Source organism: Streptomyces arenae (genome assembly GCF_022343545.1).
GTDB lineage: Bacteria > Actinomycetota > Actinomycetes > Streptomycetales > Streptomycetaceae > Streptomyces > Streptomyces humi.
In genome coordinates this window covers 92,648-119,001 of the sequence record NZ_JAKQYH010000008.1, presented here as the reverse complement: position 1 = coordinate 119,001, position 26,354 = coordinate 92,648, and the positions used below count along the sequence as shown (strand labels likewise).

The 26,354-nt window shown below is 71.8% G+C and carries 24 protein-coding genes; 12 read left to right on the top strand and 12 right to left on the bottom strand.

Annotation, left to right across the window (positions count from 1 at the left end; all coding sequences use genetic code 11):
* Positions 1-294: 294 nt before the first annotated feature.
* The 3 genes from MB828_RS04550 to MB828_RS04540 all read left to right on the top strand — a co-directional run bounded on the left by MB828_RS04550 (position 295) and on the right by MB828_RS04540 (position 2,618).
* A complete protein-coding gene (locus tag MB828_RS04550; RefSeq protein WP_301647018.1) occupies positions 295-993 on the top strand; it encodes a DUF6230 family protein in 699 nt (232 codons plus the stop codon).
* Complete coding sequence (locus tag MB828_RS04545) at positions 993-1,448, top strand: DUF6114 domain-containing protein (protein WP_301647017.1); 456 nt, start codon at positions 993-995, stop codon at positions 1,446-1,448. Before MB828_RS04550 ends, MB828_RS04545 begins: the two co-directional genes overlap by 1 nt.
* Before the next feature lie 183 nt (positions 1,449-1,631).
* Positions 1,632-2,618, top strand: coding sequence for a sporulation protein (locus tag MB828_RS04540; RefSeq protein WP_301647016.1), 987 nt, complete (start codon positions 1,632-1,634; stop codon positions 2,616-2,618).
* A gap of 4 nt (positions 2,619-2,622) precedes the next feature.
* On the opposite strand, the gene tatA is transcribed toward MB828_RS04540, so the two are convergent.
* The 3 genes from tatA to MB828_RS04525 form a co-directional block, all read right to left on the bottom strand.
* Positions 2,623-2,889 carry a Sec-independent protein translocase subunit TatA gene (tatA, locus tag MB828_RS04535; protein WP_301647015.1) on the bottom strand — a complete coding sequence of 89 codons (267 nt, stop codon included), beginning with the start codon at positions 2,887-2,889 and terminating at the stop codon, positions 2,623-2,625.
* 139 nt (positions 2,890-3,028) lie between these two features.
* Entirely contained in the window at positions 3,029-5,803 is a 2,775-nt protein-coding gene (locus MB828_RS04530) for an HAD-IC family P-type ATPase (protein WP_301647014.1), read from the bottom strand.
* Positions 5,793-6,155, bottom strand: coding sequence for an ArsR/SmtB family transcription factor (locus tag MB828_RS04525; protein WP_046732631.1), 363 nt, complete (start codon positions 6,153-6,155; stop codon positions 5,793-5,795). The genes MB828_RS04530 and MB828_RS04525 overlap by 11 nt, the downstream gene beginning before the upstream one ends.
* Before the next feature lie 131 nt (positions 6,156-6,286).
* Here MB828_RS04525 and MB828_RS04520 point away from each other — a divergent pair, with 131 nt between their 5' ends.
* Positions 6,287-6,742, top strand: a complete 456-nt coding sequence (locus MB828_RS04520; protein WP_046732632.1) for a tellurite resistance TerB family protein — start codon at positions 6,287-6,289, stop codon at positions 6,740-6,742.
* Positions 6,743-6,767: 25 nt separating this feature from the next.
* Here MB828_RS04520 and MB828_RS04515 read toward each other — a convergent pair whose 3' ends face one another.
* Both MB828_RS04515 and MB828_RS04510 read right to left on the bottom strand, forming a co-directional pair.
* Positions 6,768-8,129, bottom strand: coding sequence for an MFS transporter (locus MB828_RS04515; protein ID WP_301647013.1), 1,362 nt, complete (start codon positions 8,127-8,129; stop codon positions 6,768-6,770).
* Positions 8,130-8,291: 162 nt separating this feature from the next.
* The gene (locus tag MB828_RS04510; RefSeq protein WP_133027668.1) at positions 8,292-9,257 is read right to left on the bottom strand and encodes an ABC transporter substrate-binding protein; all 966 of its coding nucleotides are present in this window, start codon (positions 9,255-9,257) and stop codon (positions 8,292-8,294) included.
* A gap of 321 nt (positions 9,258-9,578) precedes the next feature.
* Here MB828_RS04510 and MB828_RS04505 point away from each other — a divergent pair, with 321 nt between their 5' ends.
* The 4 genes from MB828_RS04505 to MB828_RS04490 are packed head-to-tail and all read left to right on the top strand — an operon-like array spanning position 9,579 to position 13,715.
* Positions 9,579-12,197, top strand: coding sequence for a sensor histidine kinase (locus MB828_RS04505; protein WP_301647012.1), 2,619 nt, complete (start codon positions 9,579-9,581; stop codon positions 12,195-12,197).
* Positions 12,194-12,670 carry a roadblock/LC7 domain-containing protein gene (locus MB828_RS04500; protein ID WP_132890098.1) on the top strand — a complete coding sequence of 159 codons (477 nt, stop codon included), beginning with the start codon at positions 12,194-12,196 and terminating at the stop codon, positions 12,668-12,670. Before MB828_RS04505 ends, MB828_RS04500 begins: the two co-directional genes overlap by 4 nt.
* A 45-nt stretch (positions 12,671-12,715) precedes the next feature.
* Positions 12,716-13,132, top strand: coding sequence for a DUF742 domain-containing protein (locus MB828_RS04495; RefSeq protein WP_133027670.1), 417 nt, complete (start codon positions 12,716-12,718; stop codon positions 13,130-13,132).
* The gene (locus tag MB828_RS04490) at positions 13,119-13,715 is read left to right on the top strand and encodes a GTP-binding protein (protein ID WP_293993635.1); all 597 of its coding nucleotides are present in this window, start codon (positions 13,119-13,121) and stop codon (positions 13,713-13,715) included. Before MB828_RS04495 ends, MB828_RS04490 begins: the two co-directional genes overlap by 14 nt.
* Positions 13,716-13,799: 84 nt before the next feature.
* Here MB828_RS04490 and MB828_RS04485 read toward each other — a convergent pair whose 3' ends face one another.
* Genes MB828_RS04485 through MB828_RS04475 form a run of 3 tightly spaced genes read right to left on the bottom strand, consistent with a single transcriptional unit; the run spans position 13,800 to position 16,239 of the window.
* Positions 13,800-14,465 (bottom strand): ABC transporter permease, encoded by a 666-nt coding sequence (locus tag MB828_RS04485; protein ID WP_301647011.1) that lies wholly within the window; start codon positions 14,463-14,465, stop codon positions 13,800-13,802.
* Positions 14,462-15,112, bottom strand: a complete 651-nt coding sequence (locus tag MB828_RS04480; RefSeq protein WP_133027673.1) for an ABC transporter permease — start codon at positions 15,110-15,112, stop codon at positions 14,462-14,464. The genes MB828_RS04485 and MB828_RS04480 overlap by 4 nt, the downstream gene beginning before the upstream one ends.
* On the bottom strand, positions 15,109-16,239 hold the full coding sequence (locus MB828_RS04475) for an ABC transporter ATP-binding protein (protein ID WP_165941667.1): 1,131 nt from the start codon (positions 16,237-16,239) through the stop codon (positions 15,109-15,111). Before MB828_RS04475 ends, MB828_RS04480 begins: the two co-directional genes overlap by 4 nt.
* 242 nt (positions 16,240-16,481) lie before the next feature.
* Here MB828_RS04475 and MB828_RS04470 point away from each other — a divergent pair, with 242 nt between their 5' ends.
* The gene (locus tag MB828_RS04470) at positions 16,482-17,327 is read left to right on the top strand and encodes a dolichyl-phosphate beta-glucosyltransferase (RefSeq protein WP_343236149.1); all 846 of its coding nucleotides are present in this window, start codon (positions 16,482-16,484) and stop codon (positions 17,325-17,327) included.
* The gene (locus MB828_RS04465; protein ID WP_301647010.1) at positions 17,324-19,546 is read left to right on the top strand and encodes an ArnT family glycosyltransferase; all 2,223 of its coding nucleotides are present in this window, start codon (positions 17,324-17,326) and stop codon (positions 19,544-19,546) included. Before MB828_RS04470 ends, MB828_RS04465 begins: the two co-directional genes overlap by 4 nt.
* A 94-nt stretch (positions 19,547-19,640) precedes the next feature.
* Here MB828_RS04465 and MB828_RS04460 read toward each other — a convergent pair whose 3' ends face one another.
* From MB828_RS04460 to MB828_RS04450, 3 genes are read right to left on the bottom strand one after another with little or no spacing between them, the layout of a single operon-like run.
* Entirely contained in the window at positions 19,641-20,381 is a 741-nt protein-coding gene (locus MB828_RS04460) for an FAD:protein FMN transferase (protein ID WP_133027676.1), read from the bottom strand.
* Positions 20,382-20,383: 2 nt separating this feature from the next.
* Positions 20,384-20,815 (bottom strand): FMN-binding protein, encoded by a 432-nt coding sequence (locus tag MB828_RS04455; RefSeq protein WP_301647009.1) that lies wholly within the window; start codon positions 20,813-20,815, stop codon positions 20,384-20,386.
* Positions 20,816-20,825: 10 nt separating this feature from the next.
* Complete coding sequence (locus MB828_RS04450; protein ID WP_301647008.1) at positions 20,826-22,163, bottom strand: ferredoxin reductase family protein; 1,338 nt, start codon at positions 22,161-22,163, stop codon at positions 20,826-20,828.
* A gap of 151 nt (positions 22,164-22,314) precedes the next feature.
* On the opposite strand from MB828_RS04450, the gene MB828_RS04445 reads away from it, so the two are divergent.
* Together MB828_RS04445 and MB828_RS04440 are read left to right on the top strand one after the other, a co-directional pair.
* Entirely contained in the window at positions 22,315-23,010 is a 696-nt protein-coding gene (locus tag MB828_RS04445) for a response regulator transcription factor (RefSeq protein ID WP_133027679.1), read from the top strand.
* Complete coding sequence (locus MB828_RS04440) at positions 23,007-24,485, top strand: sensor histidine kinase (protein ID WP_301647007.1); 1,479 nt, start codon at positions 23,007-23,009, stop codon at positions 24,483-24,485. Before MB828_RS04445 ends, MB828_RS04440 begins: the two co-directional genes overlap by 4 nt.
* Positions 24,486-24,539: 54 nt before the next feature.
* Here MB828_RS04440 and MB828_RS04435 read toward each other — a convergent pair whose 3' ends face one another.
* A complete protein-coding gene (locus tag MB828_RS04435) occupies positions 24,540-26,312 on the bottom strand; it encodes an MOSC and FAD-binding oxidoreductase domain-containing protein (protein ID WP_301647006.1) in 1,773 nt (590 codons plus the stop codon).
* Positions 26,313-26,354: the final 42 nt, after the last annotated feature.

Sequence of the window (26,354 nt, the reverse complement as noted above, 5' to 3'; positions counted from 1 at the left end):
GAGAGTTGTAGACCTGATCAGTCGTCAACGTCAAGGCCGATCAAGCGAGTTGAGCAACCGATCAAGGGATGCCGAGGCCGGAACACAACTGACGCATATTCAACACCCTTTTTTCACAACTGTCTTGACCCTGAAAAGTAACCGCCGGTAACTTGCGCCTTGGCTACTGCTGCGTAACGAGAAAGCCCTTGCGCCCGCCGGGAGTTGCGAGGAGGCGTGCGCGGCAGCCGCTGTCCGCGCCAGGACAACGTGCCACTGAAGCCCAACCCGCGTGACTAATGCATGGGAGCAGACATGGCCTCGTCCCCGGACATCCCGTCCGCCGACAACACGCCAGAGAACCCGGGAAGCGGTTCTCTTTCCGAGACATCAGAGACCACCGGGACCACCGGGGGGCAGCAGAGACGGGGACGCGTCCGGGCACGCCGGGCCGCCGTCATGGCCGTACCGGCCACGCTGGGCCTTGCCGGCCTCGCGATCCTGACCGCCCAGGGGGCGCTCGGGGTGTCGTTCTCCATCTCCGGCATGCCCTTCACGGTCACCGCCAAGTCGCTCGACGGCACCGGCTTCGAGCAGTTCGGCGCGCTCGACAGCATGGCCGACAACAGCCCCAACGCCGGTGACACCGGCGGACAGGTGCTCGTCGTCACCTCCGCGATCAAGAACGCGACCCTGGACAGCCTGTGCCAGAGCGTCGACCTCGGCGGCACCAACCTGCTCATCAAGGCGGGCAGCGGATCGACGAAGGTGCAGGCGACCGACCTGACCACCGACTCGACCGAGCTGACGGGCGACGCGTCGTTCAACAAGATCGAGATCGGCAACGACGCGAGCACCCTCACCAAGGCCGGGGTCAAGGGACCTCTGGGCGTCTTCAGTCAGCAGGCCGACACGGTACACATCGACAACCTGCGGCAGACCAACTACGCCACCACCGCCGGTGTGTTCAAGCTTCCCGGCCTGAAACTCAGCTTCAGCAGCTCGGGTTGCTGATGTCCGGCACAGACACTCCCCATGAGGGGTGGCGGCCCGCCTTCCGCGGTTGGCGGGCCCGTCGGCCGTTCGTGGGCGGGCTGCTGCTGACCCTGGGCGGCGTCTGGATCCTGCTCACGGAGAAGGCCTCACTGAAGGTCGTCATCCATATCGGTATGCAGGGTCTGGTGGGCTATCTGCTGCCGGTGGTCATGGTGCTGTGCGGCCTGCTGACCCTCTTCAGTCCTTCGCAGCGCCTCTTCTACTCCATCCTCGGCGTGCTGTGCTCCCTCGGCAGCTGGGTCACCTCCAACCTGGGCGGCTTCATGGTCGGCCTGCTCCTCGGAGTGGTCGGCAGCTGCCTGGCGTTCGGCTGGCTCCCGGACCAGGAACCCCGGGTGAGCCGCCGCAAGCGACGCAAGGCCGCGCGGGCGGCCGCGCAGGGGTTCGGAGACGGTGCGGGAGAGCCGGCCTGAATCCACGAGAAGAGGCGGACCGATGTTCCCGGTCCGCCTCTTCTCCATGTGCGGGGGCGTTTCGTTCCCCCGAACAGGTGACTTGGGAACTTCTTTGCCGTTCCCGCCAGTTCATCTGGCAGCCGGGCCGCGTACGGCCGGTCCGGGTGTGAGTGACGAGTGCGGCGAAGGAGCGGCGGCTTCATGGTGTTCAAACGGCTGCTGGGGGCGATCGGTGCCGGCGGGCCCTCGGTGGACACGGTGCTGGACGGCGGCGCGGTGCTGCCCGGCGGAATGTTGACGGGGCGGGTGTGGCTGAAGGGCGGTTCAGCGGCGGCGGAGGTCGAGCACATCGGGCTGGAGCTGCTCGCCCGCGTGGAGGCGGAGCACGAGGAGGGGGAGAGCGAGGGCGAGGTCGTCTTCGAGCGGTTCACCGTGGGCGGCGGCTTCCGGCTCGGGCCCGAGGAGGAGCGGGAGGTGCCGTTCGCCGTATCGCTGCCGTGGGAGACACCGGTCACCGAGCTGTACGGCCAGCCCCTGGGCATCGTGCTCGGGGTGCGCACGGAGGTCGGTCTGGCCGGCGCCCGGGACAAGGGCGACCTGGACCCGCTCGCCGTGCGGCCGCTGGCCGTCCAGGAGGCGGTCCTGGAGGCCCTCGGGCAGCTCGGCTTCGGCTTCCGCTCGGCGGATCTGGAGTACGGCCGGATCGGCGGCACCGGCCAGCGGCTGCCGTTCTACCAGGAGATCGAGCTGACCCCGGCGCCGCGGTACGCGCACGCGGTGAACGAGATCGAGCTGACCTTCCTCGCCTCCCCCGCGGGCCTGGAGGTGGTGCTGGAGGCGGACAAACGCGGTGGCGCGTTCTCCGCCGGGCACGATGCGCTGACCCGGTTCTCGGTGCGCCACGAGGACGCCCACACCCTGGACTGGAACAGCGAGGTCGACAGCTGGATCAGCCGGCTGATCGCCCACCGCGAGGCCTACGGCGCCCATGCGGCCTACGGCCACAGCGGATACGACGGCCACGGCGGGTACGACGCACACGAAGACGACCACCACCGTTCCGGAGCCGGCCTGGGCACGGCGGTCGCCGCGGGTGCGGCGGGCCTCGCGCTGGGCGTGGTCGGCGGAATGGTGGCGGCCGAGGTGGTCGACGAGATCGGCGACTTCTTCGAAGGAGACGAGGACTAGCAGGTCAGCCCGTGGTGACGGTGGGCTCGCCGGCCGGCTTGGGCTCCGGCTGAGCGGGCGCCTTGGCCGGCTCCGCCGCCATCTGGACCGACGTCGGCTCCACCGGGGCCGACGCCTCGTCCGACTTCATCGCCTTCGCCTCGCTCTTGAGGATGCGCATCGACTTGCCCAGGGCCCGGGCGGTGTCGGGCAGCTTCCGGGAACCGAAGAGCACGATGAAGACGATCGCGACGATCAGCAGGTGCCAGGGTTCCAGTCCGTTGCGGAGCATGACCGCCCCCTCCCTTTCTCACGTTGGTCCGTGCCGACGGAGGGTGCCTTCTGCGCCCCGGCCGGGCAGCGATGATTGCTACATTGCGCAACTGTACAACCCGAGTGGAAAACGGAACCCCAAGCCGGCCCCATGAGTGTCAGGGCCGGCGGCGGTCGTGGCGGGTCCGCACCGCCCGCAGCGCCAGGGCGTACAGGCCGAGGACGACGGCCAGCAGCAGGAGGCAGGCGGGCGGCAGCCCGGTCATGCCCAGGACCGCGCCGAGCGGGCTGGGCGGGAGCAGCACACCGACGGCGGCGAGGGCGGCGGCGGCCCGGCCGATGGGCCCGCGACGGCCGCCGCCGCGCAGCAGGAACATCACCAGCGCCTGGGTGAGCAGGTTCTCCGTGAACCAGGCCGAGTGGAAGACGGCCTCGTCGTCGAGGGCGTCGGGACCGTGCAGGGCGATCGCGAGGACGCCGAAGGTGGCGAGGTCGGCGATCGCGTTCAGCACCCCGAAGCCGGTGATGAACCGCAGGAAGGCACGGGGCCGCAGCACGGTCGGGCGGCGCAGTGCGGTGGCACCCGGGCGGTCGTGGGCGAAGGCGAGCTGGGCGGCGTCGAAGCACAGGTTCTGGGCGAGCACCTGGGCCGGGAGCATCGGCAGGAAGGGCAGCAGCAGGCCGGCGGAGAGCATCGCGATGACGTTGCCGAGGTTGGAGGAGAGGGTGACCCGGAGATAGGTGGCGATGTTGGCGCTGCTGTGCCGCCCGGCGGTGACGGCGTGTCCGATCGCGCCGAGGTCCTTCTCGGCGAGCACGACGTCGGCGGTCTCGCGGGCGAGGTCCACGGCGGTACGGGGTGCGATGCGGACGTCGGCGGCGCGCAGCGCGGGGATGTCGTTGATGCCGTCGCCGAGGAAGCCGACGGTGTGCCCGGCGGCGCGCAGCCCGGCGACGATCCGGGCCTTGTCCTCGGGGGTGCAGCGGGCGACGACGGTGGCGCCCAGGTCGTCGAGATCGCCGGCCACGGCCACCCGGCCCGCGTCCAGACCCACGCCCGGACCTGGCCCCGCACCGGCACCGCCAGCGCCACCCGCACCACCGTCAGCACCACCGCCACCCGCACCGCCAGCGCCACCCGCACCACCGTCAGCACCACCGCCACCCGCACCGCCAGCGCCACCCGCACCACCATCACCGGCAGCACCACCGCCACCGCCACCGACATCTCCACCGCCACCGCCGCCGCCACCGGGATCCAGGCCGTGGTCCTGGTACGCGCCGACATCCAGGCCGAGGTCCCGGCAGGCGCGGGCCGCTGTCGCCGGGTGGTCGCCGGTGAGCACGCGGATCGTGATGCCGAGCCCGGTGAGGGTGCGCAGGGCCTCGGCGGCGCCGGGTGCGAGGGCGTCGCGGAAGGTGACCAGGCCCCGGAAGGTGAGGTCGTGCCGGTCGGCGGCCGCGCCGGGGCGCCCGCGGGCGCCGGCGGTCCCCCCGCCCGTGCCGAGCCGGGGATGCGGGAGCTCGGCGGTGGCGACCGCCAGCACCCGCAGCCCGGCGGCGGCCTGGCCGGCGGCGAGGCCGCGCAGACGGGCGCGTTCGGCGGGGTCCAGGGCGCACCGCTCCAGCACGTCCTCGGCGGCGCCCTTGGTGATGAGCAGTCCGGTGCCGGGTCCGTCGGTGACGAGAGCGGAGGCGGTGCGTCGCTCGGGGTCGAAGGGCACGGCGTCGATGCCGTCGTACTCCTCCCCCACCGGTCCGGCCGCGGTGAGCAGGGCCTCGTCCAGGGCGTCCGGGGCGGGCAGTTCGGCGAGCTGGAGGGTCCACCAGGCGGCGACCGCCGCCCAACGCAGCACCTCGGGACTCTCCTCGCCGTCCGGCCCGAGCGCGCGTTCGACGACGGGCCGGTCCTGGGTGAGGGTGCCGGTCTTGTCCAGGCAGAGCACGTCGGCCGCGCCCAGGTCGTGCAGCGCGGGCAGCCGTCGTACGACCACCCGGTGGGCGCGGGCGAGCAGTGCGGCGCCCCGGGCCAGGCAGGTGGTGACGACCACCGGGAGCATCTCGGGGGTGAGTCCGACGGCGACCGCGACCGCGAAGGGCAGCGTCTCCAGACCCCGGCCGCGCAGGGCCGCGTTGGCCATGAGGACCAGGGGCGGGGTCAGCAGCATGAACCGGATCAGGACCCAGGAGATGCCGTGCACGGACCGGTCGAAGGCGCTCGCCTCCCGCCGTCCGTCCACGGCGGTCTGGGCGGCGGCGAACCGGGTCCGCTGCCCCGTCGCCAGGACCACCGCGGTGGCGCTGCCCGAGGCGACCCCGCTGCCCTGGAAACAGAGGTACGGCTCGTCGAAGGGTCCGGCGTCCGCGGGCCGGGGCGCGTCGACGGCGGCCTTGGCGACGGGCGCCGACTCGCCGGTGAGCACGGCCTGGTGCACGGTCAGCCCACGGGCGCGCAGCAGGCGTACGTCGGCGGGCACCAGGTCGCCCGGGCCGATCCGTACGACGTCACCGGGGACCAGGTCGGCGACCGCGACCTCCCGGGCCCGCGGCTCCGCGTCCGGGCCGGCGCGGCGCAGCACGGTGGCCGTACCGGCGACGAGTTCGCGCAGGGCGGCCAGGGAGCGGTCGGCGCGGCGCTCGCCGGCCGCGCGCAGTCCGGCGCTGACCGCGACCAGGGCGAGGATCACGACGGCCGTGCCCCAGGAGGCGACGAGGGCGGAGACCAGGCCGAGGGTGAGGAGGACGGCGGTGAACGGGTCGCGCAGGGCGCGGGCGCAGCGCAGCGGCCAGGCGGTGGTGCCCGGGCGGGGCGGGGTGTTCTCGCCGACGTCGGCGAGCCGGGCCGCGGCCTCGGCCTCGGTCAGCCCGCGCGGTCCCGTCTCCAGCCGGCGCAGCACCTGAAGTGCGGTGGCGGCCTCGTCCTCAGAGTCCACGGATCCGGCGGGGCGCCGGGAGGCCGGCGCCGGTGGTGCGGTCGGTGAGGCGGCCGACGAGGAGCCGTACGACGTCCACGACGTCCGGGTCGTCGACGAGGTACACCTGGCGGCGGCCCTCCCGGCGGGAGCGGACGAGACCGGCGAGCTTCAGCTTGGTGAGGTGCTGGCTGACGGCGGGCAGCGCGCCGCCGACCCGTTCGGCGAGGCCGGTGACGTCGCTCTCGCCCTGGGCCAGCGTCCAGACGATGTGCAGCCGGGCGGGCGAGGCGAGCAGCCCGAAGGCGGCGGCCGCTTCCGTGAGCACGTCCGCGGAGGGGTCCCCGTCACCTCTGCCAGGCCCTGTCGCCACCGTCGCCGTCCTCCTGTCCACCGGATCGAGGGACCAGTCTAGGACGCGGGAACTTATCGGCGGCCGGGGCAGTTTCTACGTTGTTGTAGAAGATATTCACCGGCAGGCACCGGACCGACCGAGGAGTGCGCATGGCCCTGTGGGACCGCATCAAGGATTCCGCGACGCAGATGCAGACCCAGCTCGTGGCGAAGAAGAACGACCTGAAGAGCGGTGCGTTCCGCGACGCGAGCATGGCGATGTGCGCGCTCGTGGCGGCCGCCGACGGCACCATCGACCCGGCGGAGCGGCAGCGGGTCGCCCAGCTCATCGCCACCAACGAGGTGTTGCAGAACTTCCCGGCGGACGACCTGCGCCGCCGTTTCGAGGAGAACCTGAACAAGCTGACGACCGACTTCGCCTTCGGCAAGGTGAGCGTGTTGCAGGAGGTCGCCAAGGCGAAGAAGAAGCCCGCCGAGGCACGGGCCGTCATCCAGATCGGCATCGTCATCGGCGGCGCGGACGGCGACTTCGACAAGACGGAGCAGGCCGTGGTGCGTGAGGCCTGCTTCACGCTCGACCTGCCGCCGCACGAGTTCGACCTCTGACCGGCGCCGTCGCGAGGGAAGGCCGTCACATGCGGCGGCTCGTGGCCCAGCACAGTGCGGTGAGGGCCACGGCCACGGCACAGGCGGCCTCCGCCGAGCCGTCCAGGTAGGTACTGCCGAGGACGGCCACGCCGAGTGTCGCCCCCAGTTGCTGTACGGCGTTCAGCGCACCCGCCGCCGAGCCGACCTCCTGGGGGCGCAACGGCTGCAGGGCCATGGTGAAGAAGGCGGGGGTGAACAGGCCCGCGCCCAAGCCGACCAGGGCCAGCGCGGGCACGAGCGGCCAGGGGTAGCGGGTGGGGGCGGTGGTCGCGTACACCGCTGTCGCGGCGGTCAGGCCCAGGAGGACCAGGGCCAGGCCGTAGGGCATCATGCGGCGCCGGGCGCCACGGCGGCCGGACAGCCACGAGGCGACCGCCAGCCCGACGGACCACGGGGTCAGGCTCAGGCCTGCCGTCAGCACGCCCGCTCCGGACTGGAGTTGGAGCTGGAGGACCACCACGGTCAGCAGGCCGTTGGTCATCGCGAAGAACGCCGTCGAGGTGGCGAGAGCGGGCGGGAAGCCCCGGTGGGTCAAGAGGGTCGGTTCCAGCAGGGGCGCCTTCGTACGGCGCTGCCGCACCGCGAAGGCGGCCAGGATGAGCAGGCCAGCGGCGAGCAACGCCCAGTTGCGCGGCGGGAGTTCGGCGAGGTTCGCGCCGATCAGGGGGTGGACCAGCAGACCGGTGCCGGCCGCCGCGAGGGCTGTGCCCGGCCAGTCGAGGGCGGGGCGGTGGGGGGCGCGGTCCTCCAGGATCCTCGGGGACAGCGCCAGGACGGTCAGGCCCACCGGGACGTTCACCAGGAACGCGGCGCGCCAGGAGGAGCCGAGCAGGTCGGCGTGGGTGAGGACACCGCCGAGGATCGGGCCGCTGACCGCCGCGAGTCCCATCACCGGGCCGATGCTGCCCAGCGCGCGGGACATCTCGTCGCCCGTGAACATCGCCTTGATCAGGCCGATGGTCTGGGGGATGATCACCGCCGCCGCGGCGCCCTGCACCGCGCGGAAGGCGATCAGCAGGGCGGGGGACGGCGCCAGGGCGCAGGCGGCCGAGGCGGCGGTGAACAAGGTGACGCCGAGGACGAAGAGCCTGCGGCGGCCGGCGATGTCGCCGAGGCGGCCACCGGTGATCAGCAGGACCGCGAACGGCAGGGTGTAGGCCGTGCTGAACCACTGGACGTCGGAGACCGGTCCGCCGAGGTCGGCGTGCACGGCGGGGGCGGCGACCTGGACGATCGTCGCGTCCAGGAGGTTCATCGCCTCGGCGAGGAGGAGAGCGACGAGAGCGGGCCGGCGCCAGGGGTAGGGGGCGGCGGCCGCGGGGCTCTGAGCGGGTGCGGTTGTCATGGGAGGAGCGTGCGGACGGGAGCGCCGCGACCGACGGTTTCCGACCGGAGCCGGCCGTTTTCCTCCACCCATCAGGCCTTCGGTGACGGAATCCCACGCGTCGGACGGCGTCGGTGAGCCGGATCGGTCCGGGGCTCACCGACGCCGTCGCCGGCGTGCGGGTCAGCTGGTGAGGCCGACCTTCTTCAGCCAGGCCTGGGCGACGTCCAGCGGGTCCTTGTTGTCCGACTGCACCTGGGTGTCCAGGTCCAGCAGGGTCGCCGTGTCCAGCTTGGCGGAGACGGCGTTGAGGGCGTCGGTGGCCGTCTGGTTCAGGGCGCTCTTGTAGACCAGGGGCTGGACGTTCTCGAAGCCGAAGAGGTTCTCCGGGTCCTGGAGGACGACGAACTTCTCCTTGGTGATGGTCGGGTCCGTGCTGAAGATGTCGGCGGCCTGCACCGAGTTCTTCGTCAGGGCGGCCTCGGTCAGCGCGCCGCCCGCGTCGAGCGCCTTGAAGGACTTGAACTCCAGGCCGTACACGGACTTGAGGCCGACCAGGCCCTGCTGGCGGGTCTGGAACTCCGGCGAGGCACCGATGACCAGGTCCTTGGCGATGCTCTTCAGGTCGCCGATCGAGGACTTCTCGGTGAGGTTGTACTTGGCGGCGGTCGTCGCGTTGACCGTCACCGTGTCCTTGTCCTGCGCCTCCGCCGCGTCCAGCAGCGTCAGCTTGGAGTCGAGCTTGGCCTCGATGGCCTTGGTGGTCTCCTCGACGGTCTTCGGAGTGGCCTTGGGGTCGAGGTACGCGAGCAGGGCGCCGTTGTACTCGGGCAGGACCGAGATCGAACCGTTCTTGAGCAGGCCGTAGGTGGTCTCGCGGCTGCCGATGTTCGGCTTGTAAGTGACCTTGACGCCCTTGGCCTTGAGCGCTTCACCGTAGATGTCCGCGATCAGGGTGCTCTCGGCGAAGTTGTTGGAGCCGACGACGACGGTGTCGCCGCTCGCCTTGCTGTCCGACAGCGGGTCGGACTTGCTGTCGTCGGAGGAGGAGGAACAGCCCGCCAGCAGGGCCGTCGTCGCGGCGAGCGCGACGGCCGCCACGCCTCGGTATGTCCGGATTGACCTGCTGGGAAGGGTGTTGGAAGTCACGGTTGCCGTTCCGGGAGCTGTGGGAAGGGTGGGGGTGTAGCGAACCACTCCGCACGATCCAATCCAGCCTGTTCTCGGTCAGTCAAGTGTCTCCGGGTCACCGATTGGCTTCGATCCGTGGCCAGTTGTGGACGGAGAGCGGTCTCTTTGTAACGGATTCTTGATAAAGAGCAAGCGGAATGGCGCTTCAAGAACGCTGTAGTCTCACGGCAGTTGATATCGGTCACAGCGGTGCACGGGGCCCGCTACTCGGTGTCGTTCCGCAACAGCTCGGGGTGAAGACGCCCCCCACAGACCAGACACCCTCATGAAGGAGGCCCGGTGTCCACGAACCAGGTGGACGCGCCCGTCCGGCCCGCCCCGGAACGGAGCGGGATACGGGGATTCGCCGACCGCTGGCCCTTCCGACGCAAGCTCAACCTGCTGGTCGGTGTGCCGCTCGCCGTGATCGCCGTCCTGCTGGCGTACGTCTTCACCGATCTGCTCCAGCAGTCCAGCAGCGCGGAGACCGCGGCCCAGATGGTGCGTGACAGCGCGGGCGTGGCACGGCTGGTGGACAAGGTCGAGGCCGAGCACCAGCAGGCGATCCTGCTGTCCGCCCGGTACGAGGCCGGCGACGGCAAGCCCTCGACGGCCGCCTACCGCGCCGCCCAGAAGGCGGTGAACGACCAGGTCCAGACGGTCCGTGAGGCCTTCGGCGGCGACCTGCCGGACACCGAGTCGAACGCCCTGCGCCAGGTGGAGGGACTCTCCAGCCTCCGCCAGTCCGTCGAGCAGTCCTACCTGCCGGCCGACAACATCGACCCGGCGTACTCCAACGCGGCCAACGACCTGATCGACGGCCTCGGTCTGGACCGCAACACCAGCCTCGCCTCCACCTTCACCGGAAACCTGCTGGACTCGCTGCTGCGCGCGGACGCCGCCCACGGCGCCTTCGAGACCAACGTGCTCGCCGCCACCACCGGGGACACCAACGCGCTGATCGAGTTCACCAACGCGGTCGGTGCCTACGACCTCTACCAGCACCAGGCCGGCCGCTTCGCCCGGTTCGCCACCGAGGGGCAGGCCCGGCAGCTCGCCGACATCGAGCACACCAAGGCGCAGAGCGCCATCGCCGAGGCCTTCGCCGAGTTGCAGATCGACCCGACCAAGCTGGTCTCCGGCAACCAGGACCAGATCCGGCGGGCCGTGAAGGACGCGCTGAGCGACTACCCCGCCTATCACGACCAGGCCGCCGCCCGGCTGACCATCACCACCTCGCTGATCGGCCAGATCGCCGCCCGCGCCGACGCCACCGACCGGGCCGCCGAACTGCGGGCGAGCCTGCTGCTGGGCGGCGCGCTGCTCGGCTTCGTCCTGTGGCTCGCGCTCTCGGTGCTGGTGCGCCGCTCGGTGATCCGCCCGGTGCAGGCCCTCACGGGGGTCGCGCACGAGGTCGCCGAGGTGGCGGGCCGCGAACTCGCCCGCGTCGCCGACGACGACGCCGAGGACGCGGGCCCGCCCCGGCTGCGGGACATGCCGGTCACCGCCCGGGACGAGATCGGCGACCTGGCCGAGGCCTTCAACCAGGTGCAGACGACGGCCGCGGCGCTGCTGGAACGCCAGGTGCTCAGCCGCCGCAACACCGCCGAGATGTTCGGCAACGTCGGCCGCCGCGTCAGCAACCTGACCACCCGCCAGCTGGCCTTCATCGACGCGGTGGAGCGGGCCGAGACCGACCCGGCGCTCCTGGAACGCCTCTACTCCATCGACCACATCGCCGTCCGCCTGCGCCGCAACGCCGACAGCCTGATGCTGCTGGCCGGCATCCGCGAGACCGTGCTGGCCGCGGGACCCACCCCGGTGTCCAACGTCGTACGGGCCGCGCTCGGCCAGATCGAGGGATACCAGCGGGTACGGCTGTACGCCGGCACGGACGCCATGATCGAGCCGGACATCATCGGCGACCTCACCCTGATGGTGGCCGAACTCCTGGAGAACGCGGTGTCGTTCTCACCGGCGGGCAGCCCGGTCGAGGTGACCGTGCGCTCCGGCGACCAGGGTGCGCACATCGTTGTCACCGACCACGGCCTCGGCATGAGTTCCGAGCGGCTGGCCGAGGAGAACGCCCGGCTGATCCGCCGTGAGCGGCTCGACCTGGTGCCGACCAAGGTGCTCGGTCTGTTCGTGGTGGGTGCGCTGGCCCGCCGCTGGGAGATCGGCGTCGAGCTGACCCGGACCCCGGGCGGCGGTGTCACCGCCGAAGTGACGCTGCCCTCGCGGCTGTTGCTGACGATGAGCGCGGTGGCCGACACCACCGGCAGCCCGCTCACCGTGGAGCCCGCGGCGCCGGCCGAGCCGACCGGACCGACTCCGGCGGCCTCGGTGCCGGCCGGGACGGCCCCGGTGCGGGGTGGCGCGGCCACGCCGAGCTGGGCCTCCGGCCAGGAGCACGCCACCGCGGAGGCGGAGGGCTCGCTCCCCCGCCGGGTACCGCGCCGGGAGCCGGCCCCCACCGACACCGGAACGGCCCCGCCGACCCCTCCGGCAGCCACCAGGTCACCCCTGACCTCGACGACGGCCGACGCCACGCCACCGCTGACCTCGACGCCGGCCGACGCCACGCCACCGCCCCGGCCCACCGTCGACGCCACGGCCCCGCTGATCCCCGCCGCGCGCTCCGGCGAACCCCCGGCCGACAGCGGCGACGGCACCCGCCCCCTGCGCCGCCGGGTGCGCGGCGCCACTCTGCGCACCACCGTCGGAGCCGCCCAGGCCCTGGCCCAGCCGCCACGCACCCGCGACGCCGAGGCCGAGCGGGACGCCCTGGACGAGTTCGAGGCGGCGGTGGAGCGCGCCCGGCGCGACAGCGACACCGGCAGCCACGAGCGGCCGGCGCCGCACCCCGAACCGAACCCGCAGCACGACCAGATCCACCTTCCGGAAGGAGCCGAGCAGTGAGCACGTCGACAGGTGACACCCCGACGGGCGGCGTCACGCCGACCGACCTGCAGGCGGCCGCAGCCGACTTCACCTGGCTGCTGAACCGCTTCGCGACCGAGACCGCAGGCGTGGTCGACGCGATAGCCGTGTCCTCCGACGGTCTGCTGATCGCCGTGTCGGAACTACGCGAGCGCGCCCACTCCGAGCGGCTGGCCGCGATCGTCTCCGGCATCACCAGCCTGGCCGCCGGGGCCTCCGGCAACTACGGGCTGGGCGGCCTCAACAAGGTCATCATCGATCTGGAGGGCGGGCACGTCATCGTCTCGGCGATCGGCAACGGCGCGGTGCTCGGCGTGGTCGCCGACAACGAGGCGAAGCTGGGCAACATCGCCTACGAGATGACGCTGTTCGCCAACCGCGCCGGTGCGGCGCTCAGTCCGCAGCTCGTCCTGGAGCTGAAGAACAGTGTCGGCGTCCCACAGACGCGCTGACCGGGATCTCCGGTAGAGATCCGGTCGAGAGAGGAAGACACAGCCATGGCGGACGGCTCACCGCCCCCGGGCAGCGACCCGGTAGGCCCCGCCCCCGCCGTACGGCCGTTCCTGGTCACCGCCGGCCGGGTGGCGGACAGCGCCTCCGGACCGGCGATGCCCGTCGAGACCCAGGTGGTGGCCACCACCGCCGGGCTCGCGGTGCTGGACCGGCTCTCCTTCGAGCAGCACGACATCATCGCGGCGTGCCGGATTCCGCAGTCGCTCGCGGAACTGGCGGCCCGGCTGCGGCTGCACCTGAACGTGGTCCGGGTGCTGGCAGAAGACCTGCGCGAGGCCGGGCAGCTGACGGTCCACGTGCCGGACTTCGAGGCCACCCACGACTCGTCCGTCCTGCGCAGGGTTATCGATGGCCTGCGGGCCATCCCCGACTCCCGAGGGGTACTCCGTGACACCGACTGACTCGCTGACCCGGGGCGCCGGGCGTACGGCCGTACGGCCGCCGCTGCCGGTGAAGATGGTCATCGCGGGCGGTTTCGGCGTGGGCAAGACCACCGCCGTCGGCTCGATCTCGGAGATCGAGCCACTGACCACCGAGGCGTCGATCACCGAGGTCGCGGCGGGGGTGGACGACCTGTCGCTCACCCCGCGCAAGACGACCACGACCGTGGCGATGGACTTCGGCTGCATCACCATCGACCCGACGCTGAAGCTGTACCTGTTCGGCACACCCGGGCAGGAACGGTTCGGCTTCATGTGGGACGACATCGTGGAGGGGGCGCTCGGCGGGCTCGTCATCGTTGACACGCGTCGCCTGGACGACTGCTACGCCGCCGTCGACTACTTCGAGCACAAGGGGATCCCGTTCGCCGTCGCGATCAACGCGTTCGACGGGCAGGTCGAGCACACGCTGGACGAGGTGCGGTGGGCGCTGGATGTCGCCGACGGGACTCCGCTGGTCGTCTTTGACGCGCGGGAACGGGGTTCGGTGCGGGATGCGCTGCTTGTTGTGCTGGAGCTGGCGCTGGCGCGTAGTGGGGGGTAGTGCGGTGGGTGGGGAACTGCGGGCCCTGTGTGGCTGGTCGCGCAGTTCCCCGCGCCCCTACGGGGCGCTGCCCCTGACGGGGCGCTAACTCCGCCGTACGCCGGGAGAGACCGTCAGTCGTTGTACCGCCCAGAAGATACCCAGGGTGGCCAGGGCCATGGCTGCCACCAGGGTGGCGCCGCCCACCACCTTCTCGTAGTTCTTCTGGTAGAGGCCGTCGATGATGTAGCGGCCGAGGCCGCCCAGGCTGACGTAGGCCGCGATCGTCGCCGTCGAGACGATCTGGATGGCCGCCGAACGCAGGCCGCTGAGGATCAGCGGCAGGGCCACCGGGAGTTCGACCTGGAACAGGATGCGTGACTCGGTCATGCCCATGCCCCGGGCGGCATCCACCGGGGACGGGTCGACCGAGCGGAGCGCCTCGTACGTCGTGACCAGGATCGGCGGTACGGCGAGGATCACCAGCGGGATCATCACCGGCAGCAGGCCGAAGCCCAGCCAGATGAACATCAGGACCAGCAGGCCGAAGCTGGGCAGCGCGCGGCCGGCCGTGGCGATCAGGGCGAGGGCGTTGCCGCCGCGGCCGTAGTGGCCGGTGACCAGGCCGACCGGCAGGCCGATCAGGGCCGCGTAGCCGAGCGCCTCCAGGGAGTACTGGATGTGCTCCCACACCCGGGCGGGGATGCCGTCGTAGCCGTGCCAGTGCGAACTGTCGCTGAAGAAGGCGTGGATGAAGTTGAGGACGTTCACCGGGTGCTCTCCTTCGGCATCCAGGGCGTCAGCACACGGCGGACGAGGACGAGGAACGCGTCGGCCAGGATCGCCAGCACGGCCGTCGTCACCACGGAGTTCACCGCCAGTTCGGGGCGGTGGTAGAGGTTCGCGTCGTTGAGCAGGTTGCCGAGGGCGCCCTGGTTGCCGATCAGCATGCCGACGCTGACCAGGGAGATGCTGGAGACGGTGGCCACCCGCAGGCCCGCGATGATGGCGGGGACGGCGATCGGCAACTGCACCTGGAAGTACCGGCGTACGGGCCCGAGGCCCATCGCGGTGGCCGCGGCGAGGGTCTCCGCGGGGACCGAGCGGACGCCGTCCACGATGGCCGGGACCAGCACCACCAGGCTGTAGACCGAGAGCGGGATCATCACCGTGGTCTCGGTCTGGCCCGTGTAGTCGATGAGGACGACGAAGAAGGCCAGGGAGGGGATGGCGTACAGGATCGTGGTCACGCCGAGGACCGGCGGGTACAGCCAGCGGAAGCGCACGCAGAGCTGGGCGACGGGCAGGGACACCAGCAGACCGGCCAGGACCGGGACCAGGGCCTCGCGCAGGTGCAGGCCGATCAGACCGAAGTAGGTGTTCTGGAGGTCGCTGGGGATGTCGAAGAAGCCGCTCATCCCCCGACCCTCGCGTCGTCGCGGCCCTCGGCGTGGGCGGTGCGGATCGCGGCGCCGATGACCTGCTGGGAGACGACGCCGACCGCGCGTCCCTCGCCGTCCACGGCCACCGCCCAGCCGGTCGGGGAGAGCACGGAGCCGTCGAGGGCGGCGCGCAGCGAGTCCCGGCCGGGCGTGAAGGGCCGTCCGTACGACAGCAGTCGGGCCGGGTCGATCGAACCGGCGGTGAGGTCCTGCGGCTCGCCCCAGCCGAGCGGCCTGCCGTCCAGGTCCGTCACGAGGAGATAGGGGGCGTCGGCCGAGGCGCGGGCGCCGAGCCGGCCGGCGTCGGCGTCGATCGCGACGATCGGGGCCCGCTGCAACTCCAGCCCCGTGGACGGGAAGAAGGAGAGCCGCCGGATACCGCGGTCGGCACCGAGGAAGTCCTCGACGAACTCGTCGGCGGGGGCGGTGAGCAGTTCGGCGGGGGGCGCGTACTGGGCGAGGTGACCGCCGGTGCGCATCACGGCGACCATCGTGCCGAGCTTGATCGCCTCGTCGATGTCATGGGTGACGAAGACGATGGTCTTGCCCAACTCGTCCTGGATACGCAGCAGTTCGTCCTGAAGTCCCTTGCGGACCACGGGGTCGACGGCGGAGAACGGCTCGTCCATCAGCAGCACGGGCGGGTCGGCGGCGAGCGCCCGGGCGACACCGACGCGCTGCTGCTGGCCACCGGAGAGCTGGTACGGGTAGCGCTTGGCGAGCGCGGCGTCGAGGCCCACCCGCTCCATGAGTTCGGCCGCCCGGGCCCGCGCCTTCTGCTTGCTCCAGCCGAGCAGCCGGGGCACGGTGGCGATGTTGTCGACGATCGTGCGGTGCTGGAAGAGTCCGGCGTTCTGGATGACGTAACCCATGGACCGGCGAAGGGTGTTGACGGGCTGCGCGTGGATGTCGGCGCCGTCGAGGAGGATGCGGCCCTCGCTGGGCTCCACCATCCGGTTGATCATCCGCAGGGTCGTCGTCTTGCCGCAGCCCGAGGGACCGACGAAGACGGTGATCGAGCGGTCCGGTATCTCGAGGGAGAGCCGGTCGACGGCGACCGTACCGTCCGGGTACCGCTTGGTGACTGAATCTATCCGTATCAAAGCGCCGAATACCCTTCGGGTTTGGCTGAGATTGCCCGATTTTCGACCACGGTCGCCGTGGCACAGGCCATTGCGGCAAGAGTTTAGACCGCCAGTGTTTCAGGACTTTGGCGACTGACTGGTTGTCTTCAGTCTGTGACCTCCCGGTTTCCACTGTGCGGCAGCTGTGAGTTCCCTGATTCTCATTCTTCGCTCAGTGAAGCCTCAGGACCGCCCCAGACAGCGCCCCGATGGTCGTGGCCATGAACGAAACGAACGCGGGAGGCGTCCGGCGCCGGTCGGTCGAGATCGTGGTGCCGGTCCACAACGAGGCACACGTCCTCGCCGACAGCATCTGCCGTCTCCACGCATACCTCGAGGAGTCCTTCCCGTTCCCGTTCCGCATCACGATCGCGGACAACGCCAGCACGGACGCCACCTGGACGGTGGCGACCGGCCTGACCCTGCGGCTGCCGCACGTGCACGCGCGACGGCTGGAGCAGAAGGGCCGGGGCCGCGCCCTGAAGCACGTGTGGAGCCGCTCCACGGCCGACGTCGTCGCCTACATGGACGTCGACCTGTCGACCGGGCTCGACGGCTTCCTGCCCCTGGTCGCCCCGCTCCTGTCCGGGCACAGCGACCTCGCGATCGGCAGCCGGCTGCACCGGCAGGCGGCCGTCGTACGCGGCCCCAGGCGGGAGTTCATCTCGCGCTCCTACAACCTGCTGCTCAAGGCGGGTCTCGGCGCCCGGTTCTCGGACGCGCAGTGCGGCTTCAAGGCCGTCCGCGCCGACGTGTTCCGCGCCCTCGCCCCGCACATCGAGGACACCGCCTGGTTCTTCGACACCGAACTGCTGGTGCTCGCCCAGCGCAACGGGCTGCGCGTGCACGAGGTCCCGGTCGACTGGGTCGACGACCCCGACAGCCGGGTCGACATCGTCCGCACCGCCGTGGACGACCTCAGGGGCATGGGCCGGATGTTCCGGTCCACCGTCACCGGCCGCACCCGCGTCCCCGCCGTACCCCGCCGCACCACCGTCCCGCAGAACGTCACGGCCCTGCCCACCGCGGCAGGCACCGCCGCCGAGCCCATGGAGTACGCGTCATGACGACCCTCGCCCCGCCGCCCGCCCCTGCCCAGGAAGGCCGGCACCGGGCCGACACCCCGCCGGTCTCCCGCGCCAGAAGGCTGTTCCTGGGCGCCCCCGAGGACCCGCGCTGGGCCCGCCCGGCCTTGTGGGCGATCCTGCTCCTGGCCACCGCCCTGTACGCCTGGAACCTCTCCTCCCTCACCGGCAACACCTTCTACGACGCGGCGGTCTACTCCGGCACCAAGAGCTGGAAGGCGTTCTTCTTCGGCGCCCTGGACTCCGGCAGCTTCATCACCGTCGACAAGCCCCCCTTCGCACTGTGGGTGATGGGCCTGTCCGCCCGCGCCTTCGGGTACGGCACCTGGCAGTTGATGCTGCCGATGGTGGCCGTCGGCACCGGCTCGGTCGCCCTGCTGTACCGACTCGTCAAGCGGGACTTCGGAGTCGTCGCGGGCACGATCGCCGCGCTGGTGCTGACGCTCACCCCGATCACCGTCGCCATCAACCGGGACACCAACCCGGACCCGATCCTGGTCTTCCTGATGCTGCTCGGCGCGGCCGCCCTGCTGAAGGCCGTGCGCACCGGCAGGCTGCTGCCGCTGGTCTGGTCGGCGGTCGCGATCGGGTTCGCGTTCAACACCAAGATGATGCAGGCGTACGTCGTGCTGCCCGCGTTCTTCCTGGTCTACCTGTGGGCCACGGACCTGTCGCTGGGCAGGCGCGTCCGCAACCTCGCCGTCGGCACGGTCGCCCTCGTCGTGAGCAGCGCCTGGTGGATGGTGGTCGTCGACCTGATCCCCGCCTCCTCGCGGCCCTACATCGGCGGCTCCACCGACAACACCGTGTGGGACCTGGTCATCGGCTACAACGGCTTCGGCCGGATCTTCGGGGCGAGTTCCTCGGTGGGCTCGGCGGGCAACGGGGCCAGCTTCGGCGGCAGTTCGGGCCTGTACCGGATGTTCAACGACATCATGGGCGGCCAGATCTCCTGGCTGATCCCGTTCGCCGCGATCGCCCTGGGCGGCGGGCTGGTGCTGCGCGGCCGGGCGCCGCGCACCGACGCCAGGCGGGCGGCGCTGATGCTCTGGGGCGGCTGGTTCGTCCTGCACTTCCTGACCTTCTCCCTCGCCGAGGGCACCTTCCACCCCTACTACGTCACCGCCATGGCGCCGGGGATCGCCGCCCTGGCCGGTGCGGGCGGGGTCATGCTGTACCAGGCCTTCCGGGAGGGCTCGGCGGCCAGGTGGAGCTGGGTGCTGCCGGTGGCCGTCGCCGCGAGCGCGGTCTGGGCGGTCGTCCTGCTCCAGCGGGTCTCCGGCTCCGGCACGGTGTACACGGTCGCCGAGGTGGCGGCCGCGCTGGGCGGTGCGCTGGCGGTGACCGGGCTGCTGGTCGGACGGTTCATGAAGCGGCAGAAGCTGATCGGCTTCGCGGCGCTGGCGGCGGTCGTCGCCCTGCTGGCGGGACCGGCGGCCTACTCCGTCTCGGCGGCCACGACCGCGAGCACCAACGGCACCAACCCGACGGCCGGGCCGAACACCGGCGGCGGTATGGGCGGCGGCGGCCAGCGCCCGAGCGGCAGCGCGCCGAGCGGGAGCAAGACCGGCAGCGGATCCGGCGGGAGCGCCCCGAGCGGCGGCTTCCCCGGCGGCTCCGGCTCCAGCGGCTCAAGCGGCTCCAGCTCCAGCTCCAGCGGTCAGTCGATGGGGCAGCCTCCGTCCGGCACGGGTTCCTCCACGTCTGGTGAGTCCTCGTCCGGCAAGTCCACGAGCGAGGACGGTCAGACGGGCGGCGGAGGCGGCGGGATGGGCGGTGGCACCCAGGTCACCTCCGAGATGATCACGTATCTCGAGAAGCACCAGGACGGCGCCACCTGGCTGGTGGCCGTGGCCACCGACCAGACGGCCTCCTCGATCATCCTGGAGTCCGGCCAGCCCGTGATCTCCATGGGCGGCTGGTCCGGCAGCGACGACGCGATGACCCTCGCCAAGCTCAAGAGCCTGGTGAAGGCCGGCAAGCTGCACTACATCGTCGTCAGCAGCGACGGCGGTCAGGGCACCGACTCGGAGATCGCCGCCTGGGTCAAGAAGCACGGCACGGCGGTCAAGTCCTCGGCGTACAGCAGCGGTTCGAGCACGTCGAGCTCGACCACCTCCACCACCTCGACCACCTCGACCACCTCGACCACCTCGACCAGCAGCGGTCTGTACCGCCTGGACGCGTCCGACGTCAGCTGACCACGACCCCAACGGGCGGGCCGCCGGGAGACATCCCGGCGGCCCGCCCGTTCGTACTGTCCGGCCGCCCCCGGCGGGGCGGGCGACCGCGGGATCAGGCGGCCGCCGAGGGTTCCCCGGCGACCGGCAGCCCCGCCGTCCGCAGCACGGACCGCTCCGCGTCCACCACGAACACCTCGCAGCCCGGCCGGGCCGCCGCCCACGCGGTGCCCTCCGCGCCCAGTGCGAAGGCGGCCGTGGCCACCGAGTCCGCCTCCGTCAGGGTCGGGGCGACGACCGTGACGCTGAGCAGGCCGGTCGCCGGACGCCCGGTGCGGCCGTCGATGATGTGGTCGCCGCGCTCGTAGCGGGCGGAGGTGGCGACCGCGCCGTCGGTCAACTCCAGGACCGCGCACAGCCGGTCGGCGTGTTCGGGGTGCCGTACCCCCACCCGCCAGGGCCCGCCGGAGGCGACCACGTCTCCCCCGGCGTTCAGCACGAACCGCCGCGCCCCGGCCGCCGACAGCAGTTCCGCGGCCCGCTGCACCGACCAGCCCTTGACGACCGCGCACGGGTCGAGGCCCCGGCCCGGCAGCCGTACGTCGAACGCGCCGCCGGTCGCCAGCCGGTACTCCTCGCACAGCGCGAGCACCTCGGCGAGGTCCGGGGAGACCGACGTCCCGGGGAGTTCACCCCGGTCGAGCCGGGAGACCTCGCTGTCCGGCCGGAAGGGGCTGAACCGCTCGTCGACCTCGCGCAGCCAGGCGAAGGCGGCGTCCGCGGCCTCCTCGAAGTCCCCTTCGTCGTCGATGCGCAGCGACACCGGGAAGCCCATGACGTGTTCGACCCGGCGCATGATCAGCCCTTCGCGTCGATCGCGGCCTGGAGGGACTCCTTGTAGCCGTCGCTGGTGACCGTGGCGCCGGAGACGGTGTCGATGTCCGCGCTCTGCGCCTTCAGCGTCTCCGAGATCAGCACCGGCACCGCGGCCGTCGTCTGCGGGTGGTCCGGCTGCTGGAGCATCTTCACGGCGGTGATCTCGTCACCGGAGAAGGTCACCTGGACCTGGACCGGGCCCTTGTCGGTGTTGACGGTCGTCCCCTTGACGCCCGTGCCCGAGGCCGCGGTCGTGCCCGAGGCGCCGGTCGCCGCAGTGGACGGGGTGGCGGCGGACGGGGTCGTGGCCGGTTCGGCGGTGGAGGACGTCGTACCGCCGATCGACGGCTCGTAGCGCCAGACGGGGATCAGGCCCGCGATGCTCAGGACGACGACAGGTATGGCTCGCTTCACGGTGTCCCTCTCATCCCGCCAGGCTGAAACGCTCGAAGTGGATCTGCGGCTTGGGCACGCCCAGGTCTCCCAGGCTGCGCAGCACCGCGTTCATCATCGGGGGCGGCCCGCACAGGAAGACGTCCCGGTCGGCGATGTCCGGCACCAGCCGGGCCAGTTCGCGCGCGGCCAGCATGTCGGGCACCGGCGGGCCGGTGACCAGGTGCAGTTCGGCGCCCTTGGCGACGGCGAGGTCGCGCAGTTCGTCGTAGAGGACGGCGTCCCGGTCGGAGCCGACGCGGTAGATGACGACCGCGTGGCCTTCGAGGTCCTCGAGGAGGGCGCGGATGGGGGTCACCCCGACACCGCCCGCGATCAGCAGGGACTCGGCCTTGCGGCGGTGCAGGGTGGTGAACGCGCCGTAGGGGCCCTCGGCGAAGACCCGGGTGCCGACCTTCAGGTGGCGCAGGGCGGCGCTGCCGTCACCGGCGGCCTTGGCGGTCAGGCGCAGGGTGCGGCCGTCGGGGGCGGCGGAGAGGGAGAAGGGGTTCGCCTGCCACCAGCGGTCCTTGGTCAGGAACCGCCACAGGAAGAACTGGCCCGCCTGCGCGCCGAGTCTGTCCAGGTCGCGGCCGGTGACGTGGACCGAGACCACGTTGTCCGACTCGGGGACGACGGCGGAGACCCGGAACTGGTGGCGGCGGTTGCGCCACAGGGGGAGCACGGCACGGCCGGCGACGACCGCGCCGAGGGCCACGCCCCACACCGCGTACCAGTACGCCGTGGCGGCGGCCGACGACGTGAAGGTCGTACCGACCGCGACCTGGTGGCTGAAGGCCAGCACCACGGCCACGTAGGTGTAGAGGTGGATGAAGTGCCAGGTCTCGTAGGCGAGGCGGCGGCGGGCGTAGCGGGCCGAGACGGCGCCCACCACGAGGATGACGCCGAGCGCGACGACGGCCCGGAGCACGCCTTCCGTGGTCTCCGCGAGGTCGACGACCTCGGTGACCGGGCCGACGCCCGCGCCGTCGGCGTAGCCGAAGGCGATGAAGACGGCGTGCGCGAGCAGCGTCCACAGCAGGGCGAAGCCGGTCCAGCGGTGCCAGGAGGTCAGCCGGTCCATGCCGATCCGGCGGTCCAGCCAGGGCAGCCGGGCCACCAGCACCAGCTGGAAGGCCATGACGAGGGCGCCGTACAGACCGAACAGCCGGCCGATGACGATCAGGACGTTGGAGGCGAAGCCCGCCTGGGCGAAGAACCAGGCGACCACGGCCGCGTTCACGGCGAGCACGGCGTACAGGCCCGTGCGGGCCACCACCCTGGGGCGTATCGCCGTGGGGGGCGCAGAGGGTGATTGGACGGTCGTCACGGGTCGGCAGCTCCTTGATCGGGTCCTGGGAGTCGAGCTTCACCCGTGGCTGCTGTCGTTTTCCTGTCGGGCTGCTTTCAACTGGTTATCGATGTGTTCTCTGTGTGAGCTCGGGTCTGGCGTCCACTGCCGGGTGGCGCACTATGAGCGGGTGGAAAAAGTACGACTCCTCGTCGTGGACGACGACCCGCCGATCGCCGACCTGGTCGCGACGGTCGCCCGGTACGAGGGCTGGGACGCGGTCACCGCGTACTCCGGCGAGGACGCGCTGGCCCGGGCCGCCGAGTTCCGGCCGGACATCGTCGTGCTCGACCTGATGCTGCCCGACCTCGACGGCTTCGGGGTCCTGGACCGGCTGCGGCGCTCCGGGACGATGGTGCCGGTGGTGTTCCTCACGGCCCGCGACGGGGTCGCCGACCGGGTCGCCGGGCTCACCCGGGGCGGCGACGACTACCTGGTCAAGCCGTTCGCGGTGGAGGAGCTGATGGCCCGGCTGCGGACCGTGCTGCGGCGCAGCGCCGGACCCGGCTTCCAGCGCTCGGTGCTCCGGGTCGCCGACCTGACCATGGACGAGGACACCCGCGAGGTCCGCCGCGCCGACCGGCTGCTCTCCCTGACCCCCACGGAGTTCGAGGTGCTGCGCTACCTGATGCGCAGGTCGCCGACCGTGCTGACCAAGGCGCAGATCCTCGACCACGTGTGGGAGTACGGCTTCGGCGGCCGTTCGAACGTGGTGGAGCTGGTCGTCAGCCGGCTGCGCCGCAAGATGGACGAGGCCGGCGGGGAGCCGCTGATCCACACCGTGCGCGGCTTCGGGTACGTCATACGGCAGCAGGCGGCGGAGTGATCGGGCGGCTGCTGCGGTCGTACCGGAGCACACGGCTCGGCACCCGGCTGGCACTCGGGCTCGGCGCGCTGGCCCTGGTGGTGTTCGCGGTCGTCGGCACGGCCCTGACCACCTACATGCGGGACTACCTGTCGGCCCAGCTGGACAGCCAGCTCGGGCTCGCCCAGACCGCCCAGTCGAAGAGCATCGAGCAGAACGGCTCCCTCCAGGGCAAGAAGTACTACCGCTGGTACTACGCCGTGTACGACGTCTCGAACGGCACCCCGGTGCTGCGCAAGCCCGAGGAGACGGGTGACCTGCCCGCTGACATCGCCGACCTCACCTCGGTGGCGAAGGCGCAGATCGCCGCGGGCACCGAGGTGCTGCGCACCAGGGACCTGACCGGCGAGGGCGAGTACCGGCTGCGCGGCTGCGCGGTGGAACCGGGGGTGGTGCTGGTCAGCGGCGCCCCGATGGACAGCATCGACGACACGGTGCGGCAACTGGTCACGGTCCAGGTCGTCGCCTTCGGGCTGGCCCTGCTGGCGCTGGTGGTGTTCGGCCGCCGGCTGCTGCGGCACGGTCTGGAGCCGCTGAGCGACATGGCGCACACCGCGCACGGCATCGCCTCGCACAACCTGACGGAGTCGGCGGCCCGGCTGCCGCTGCGCGCGGCCAAGCGGGGCGGCGGTCCGGAGGTCGAGGAACTGCGCACCGCGTTCAACACGATGCTCGAACACATCGACCACTCGCTCGCCGTGCGCGCCGAGGCCGAGCAGCGGCTGCGCCGCTTCGTCGCGGACGCCTCGCACGAACTGCGCACCCCGCTGATGTCGGTACGCGGCTATGCCGACCTCTTCCAGTACGCGGCCGCCAACCAGCCCGAGGAGCGCGACAGACACCTGGCCCGGCTGCGCGCCGAGGCGGCCCGGATGGGCGTGCTCCTCGACGACCTGCTGCTCCTCGCCCGGCTGGACGCCGCCGAGGTGGAGACCCCGCTGCGGCTGGAGGACACCGACCTGACGGAGCTGGTCCGGGAGGCCGCCGACGCCTTCCGCGCGGCCCACGCGGACCATCCGCTGACGGTGACGGCCGGTCCGGACCCGGTCCCGCTGCGCCTCGACCCGGTCCGGCTCCGCCAGGTCCTGGACAACCTGCTCACCAACGCGGCCGTGCACACGCCCGCCGGCACCCCGGTGGCCGTGACCGTCGAGGTCGGTGCCGGCTCGGCGTCGGTCCGCGTCACCGACCGGGGGCCCGGCATTCCGCCCGGCGACCGGGACCGGGTCTTCGACCGCTTCTACCGCGTCGACAAGGCCCGCAGCCGCGACCGCGGCGGCAGCGGTCTGGGGCTGGCGGTGGCGCGCGCGCTGGTGGAGGCCCACGGCGGGACGATCACGCTGGACGAGGAGCGGGAGCGAACGACGGCGTTCACCCTGACGCTCCCTCTCACCCCGGCACCCGACAGGGAGACACCGGCAGCCGCACCCGCATGACGGGCGGCACCGGTCGGCGTCCGCCGCGCAGGGCCGCCCGCGGGACGGCGGGTGTCAGAGGTCCAGGACGACGTCCCGCACGGGTCTGCTGCAACAGATGAGGATGTCGCCCTCGCCCGGTGGCTCGACCGGCTCCGGGGAGTAGTCGACGGCCCCGGACATCATGGCGAGTTCACAGGTGTGGCAGACGCCCGTGCGGCACGACCACCGGACCGGGACATCGCATGCCTCCGCGAGTTCCAGCAGCGAGCTCCGGTCGTCGTTCCACGGGACGGTCAGCCCGCTGCGGGCGAAGGAGACGCTGGGACCGCTGCCCGGGGCGCCTTCGGGCCGGTGCGGCGCCCTCGCCGCGGACGTCCCTTTGATCCCCGGGGTGAGGGAGGGGCCGCCGCTGAAGTTCTCGGTGTGCACGCGGGACGGCCGCAGACCGGCCGTGACCAGCGCTTCGGTCATGCCGTCCATGAAGTCCGCGGGCCCGCAGACGTAGGCGTCGGCATCGGTGGGCAGGCCCAGGCCGAGGATCCGCCCGACGGAGACGCGGCCCGCTTCCGAGTAGTCCCTGCCGCGCTCGTCGGCGCGGTCGGGCCGGCTGTAGTAGACGACGGACCGGGCGTCGGCCAGGTGTGCCACCAGGTCACGCACCTCCTGCGCGAAGGGGTGCGCACGGCCGTTGCGGGCGGCATGCAGCCACCACACCTGTCTGCCGGAGGCGGTGTCCGCCAGTGAGTGCAGCATGGCCAGCACGGGAGTCGCCCCGATGCCGGCGGACACCAGCACGACCGGCGTGTCACCGCCGGGCAGGTAGAAGGTGCCGCGCGGGGCGGCGAACTCCAGGCTGTCGCCGGCCCGGACGTGCGCGCGCACGTAGGCGCTCGCCAGGCCGTGTGGTTCCACCTTCACGCTGATCCGGTACGTACCCGTGCCGGGCCTGCCCGACAGCGAGTAGCTGCGGATCACGGACGTCCCGTCCTCGGCCGCGCGCATCCGCACGGTCAGGAACTGTCCCGGCAGCGCGGCGGGCAGGGCGGAACCGTCGGCCGCGGCCAGGGTCAGGGAGACCACGTCCTCGCTCTCGGGGTGGACGTCGGTGACCGTGAGAGGACGGAAGCCGCGCCACGCCGGGGGCGGGACGCCGGCCGCGGCGGTGAGACCGGCGCTGCCGGACGAGGCGGTCGTGCCCTGGCCGGCCTGTTCGAGCAGGGCACGCATCGAGCCCTGCCAGCCCGGACTGAGCGCCGGAATGCGCAGGGCACGGCGCACCTGGTCGGGAGTGTGACCGGAGAGGTAGAGGACGGAATCGATCTCCTCGACGGTCATGGCTTCCGGGCCGGTGGAGACCTTGACGATCTGCTGCCCGGCCTCCACCTCGCCCTCTTCGATGACCCGCAGGTAGAAGCCGGGCCGGTGGTGGGCCACCAGCAGCGCCGCCATGCGCGGTTCCCGCAGGCGCATGCCGACCCGGTAGCAGGTCACCCGCGGTTGGGAGACCTCCAGAAGGGCTTCGCCGACCCGGTAGCGGTCGCCGATGCACACTTCGTCGTCGGGGAGCCCGTCGACCGTGAAGTTCTCCCCGAAGCTGCCCGGCGTCAGGTCGTCCCGGCCGAGTTCCTCGGACCAGAAGCGGTACGAGTCGAGCTGGTAGACCAGCACGGCCCGCATTTCCCCGCCGTGGCCGTCCAGGTCGCCCTGGCCGTCTCCGTCGATGTTGAGCCGTCTCACCATCCGCGGCCCGGACACGGGCTGCTTGTGCACCCCGGTGTACACGGTCCTGCCGTGCCAGGAGACGTCTTTCGGCATCCCCACGTTGACTGAGATCAAGGTGGCCACCGCTCGCCCTCCTCGTCCACCCTCGGCAGGTCACAGCCGACT

Coding starts and splice junctions, on each gene's coding strand:
- MB828_RS04550 (WP_301647018.1), top strand. CDS start 295: ATGGCCTCGTCCCCGGACATCCCGTCCGCCGACAACACGCCAGAGAAC.
- MB828_RS04545 (WP_301647017.1), top strand. CDS start 993: ATGTCCGGCACAGACACTCCCCATGAGGGGTGGCGGCCCGCCTTCCGC.
- MB828_RS04540 (WP_301647016.1), top strand. CDS start 1,632: ATGGTGTTCAAACGGCTGCTGGGGGCGATCGGTGCCGGCGGGCCCTCG.
- tatA (WP_301647015.1), bottom strand. CDS start 2,889: ATGCTCCGCAACGGACTGGAACCCTGGCACCTGCTGATCGTCGCGATC.
- MB828_RS04520 (WP_046732632.1), top strand. CDS start 6,287: ATGGCCCTGTGGGACCGCATCAAGGATTCCGCGACGCAGATGCAGACC.
- MB828_RS04515 (WP_301647013.1), bottom strand. CDS start 8,129: ATGACAACCGCACCCGCTCAGAGCCCCGCGGCCGCCGCCCCCTACCCC.
- MB828_RS04495 (WP_133027670.1), top strand. CDS start 12,716: ATGGCGGACGGCTCACCGCCCCCGGGCAGCGACCCGGTAGGCCCCGCC.
- MB828_RS04480 (WP_133027673.1), bottom strand. CDS start 15,112: ATGAGCGGCTTCTTCGACATCCCCAGCGACCTCCAGAACACCTACTTC.
- MB828_RS04470 (WP_343236149.1), top strand. CDS start 16,482: ATGAACGAAACGAACGCGGGAGGCGTCCGGCGCCGGTCGGTCGAGATC.
- MB828_RS04465 (WP_301647010.1), top strand. CDS start 17,324: ATGACGACCCTCGCCCCGCCGCCCGCCCCTGCCCAGGAAGGCCGGCAC.
- MB828_RS04460 (WP_133027676.1), bottom strand. CDS start 20,381: ATGCGCCGGGTCGAACACGTCATGGGCTTCCCGGTGTCGCTGCGCATC.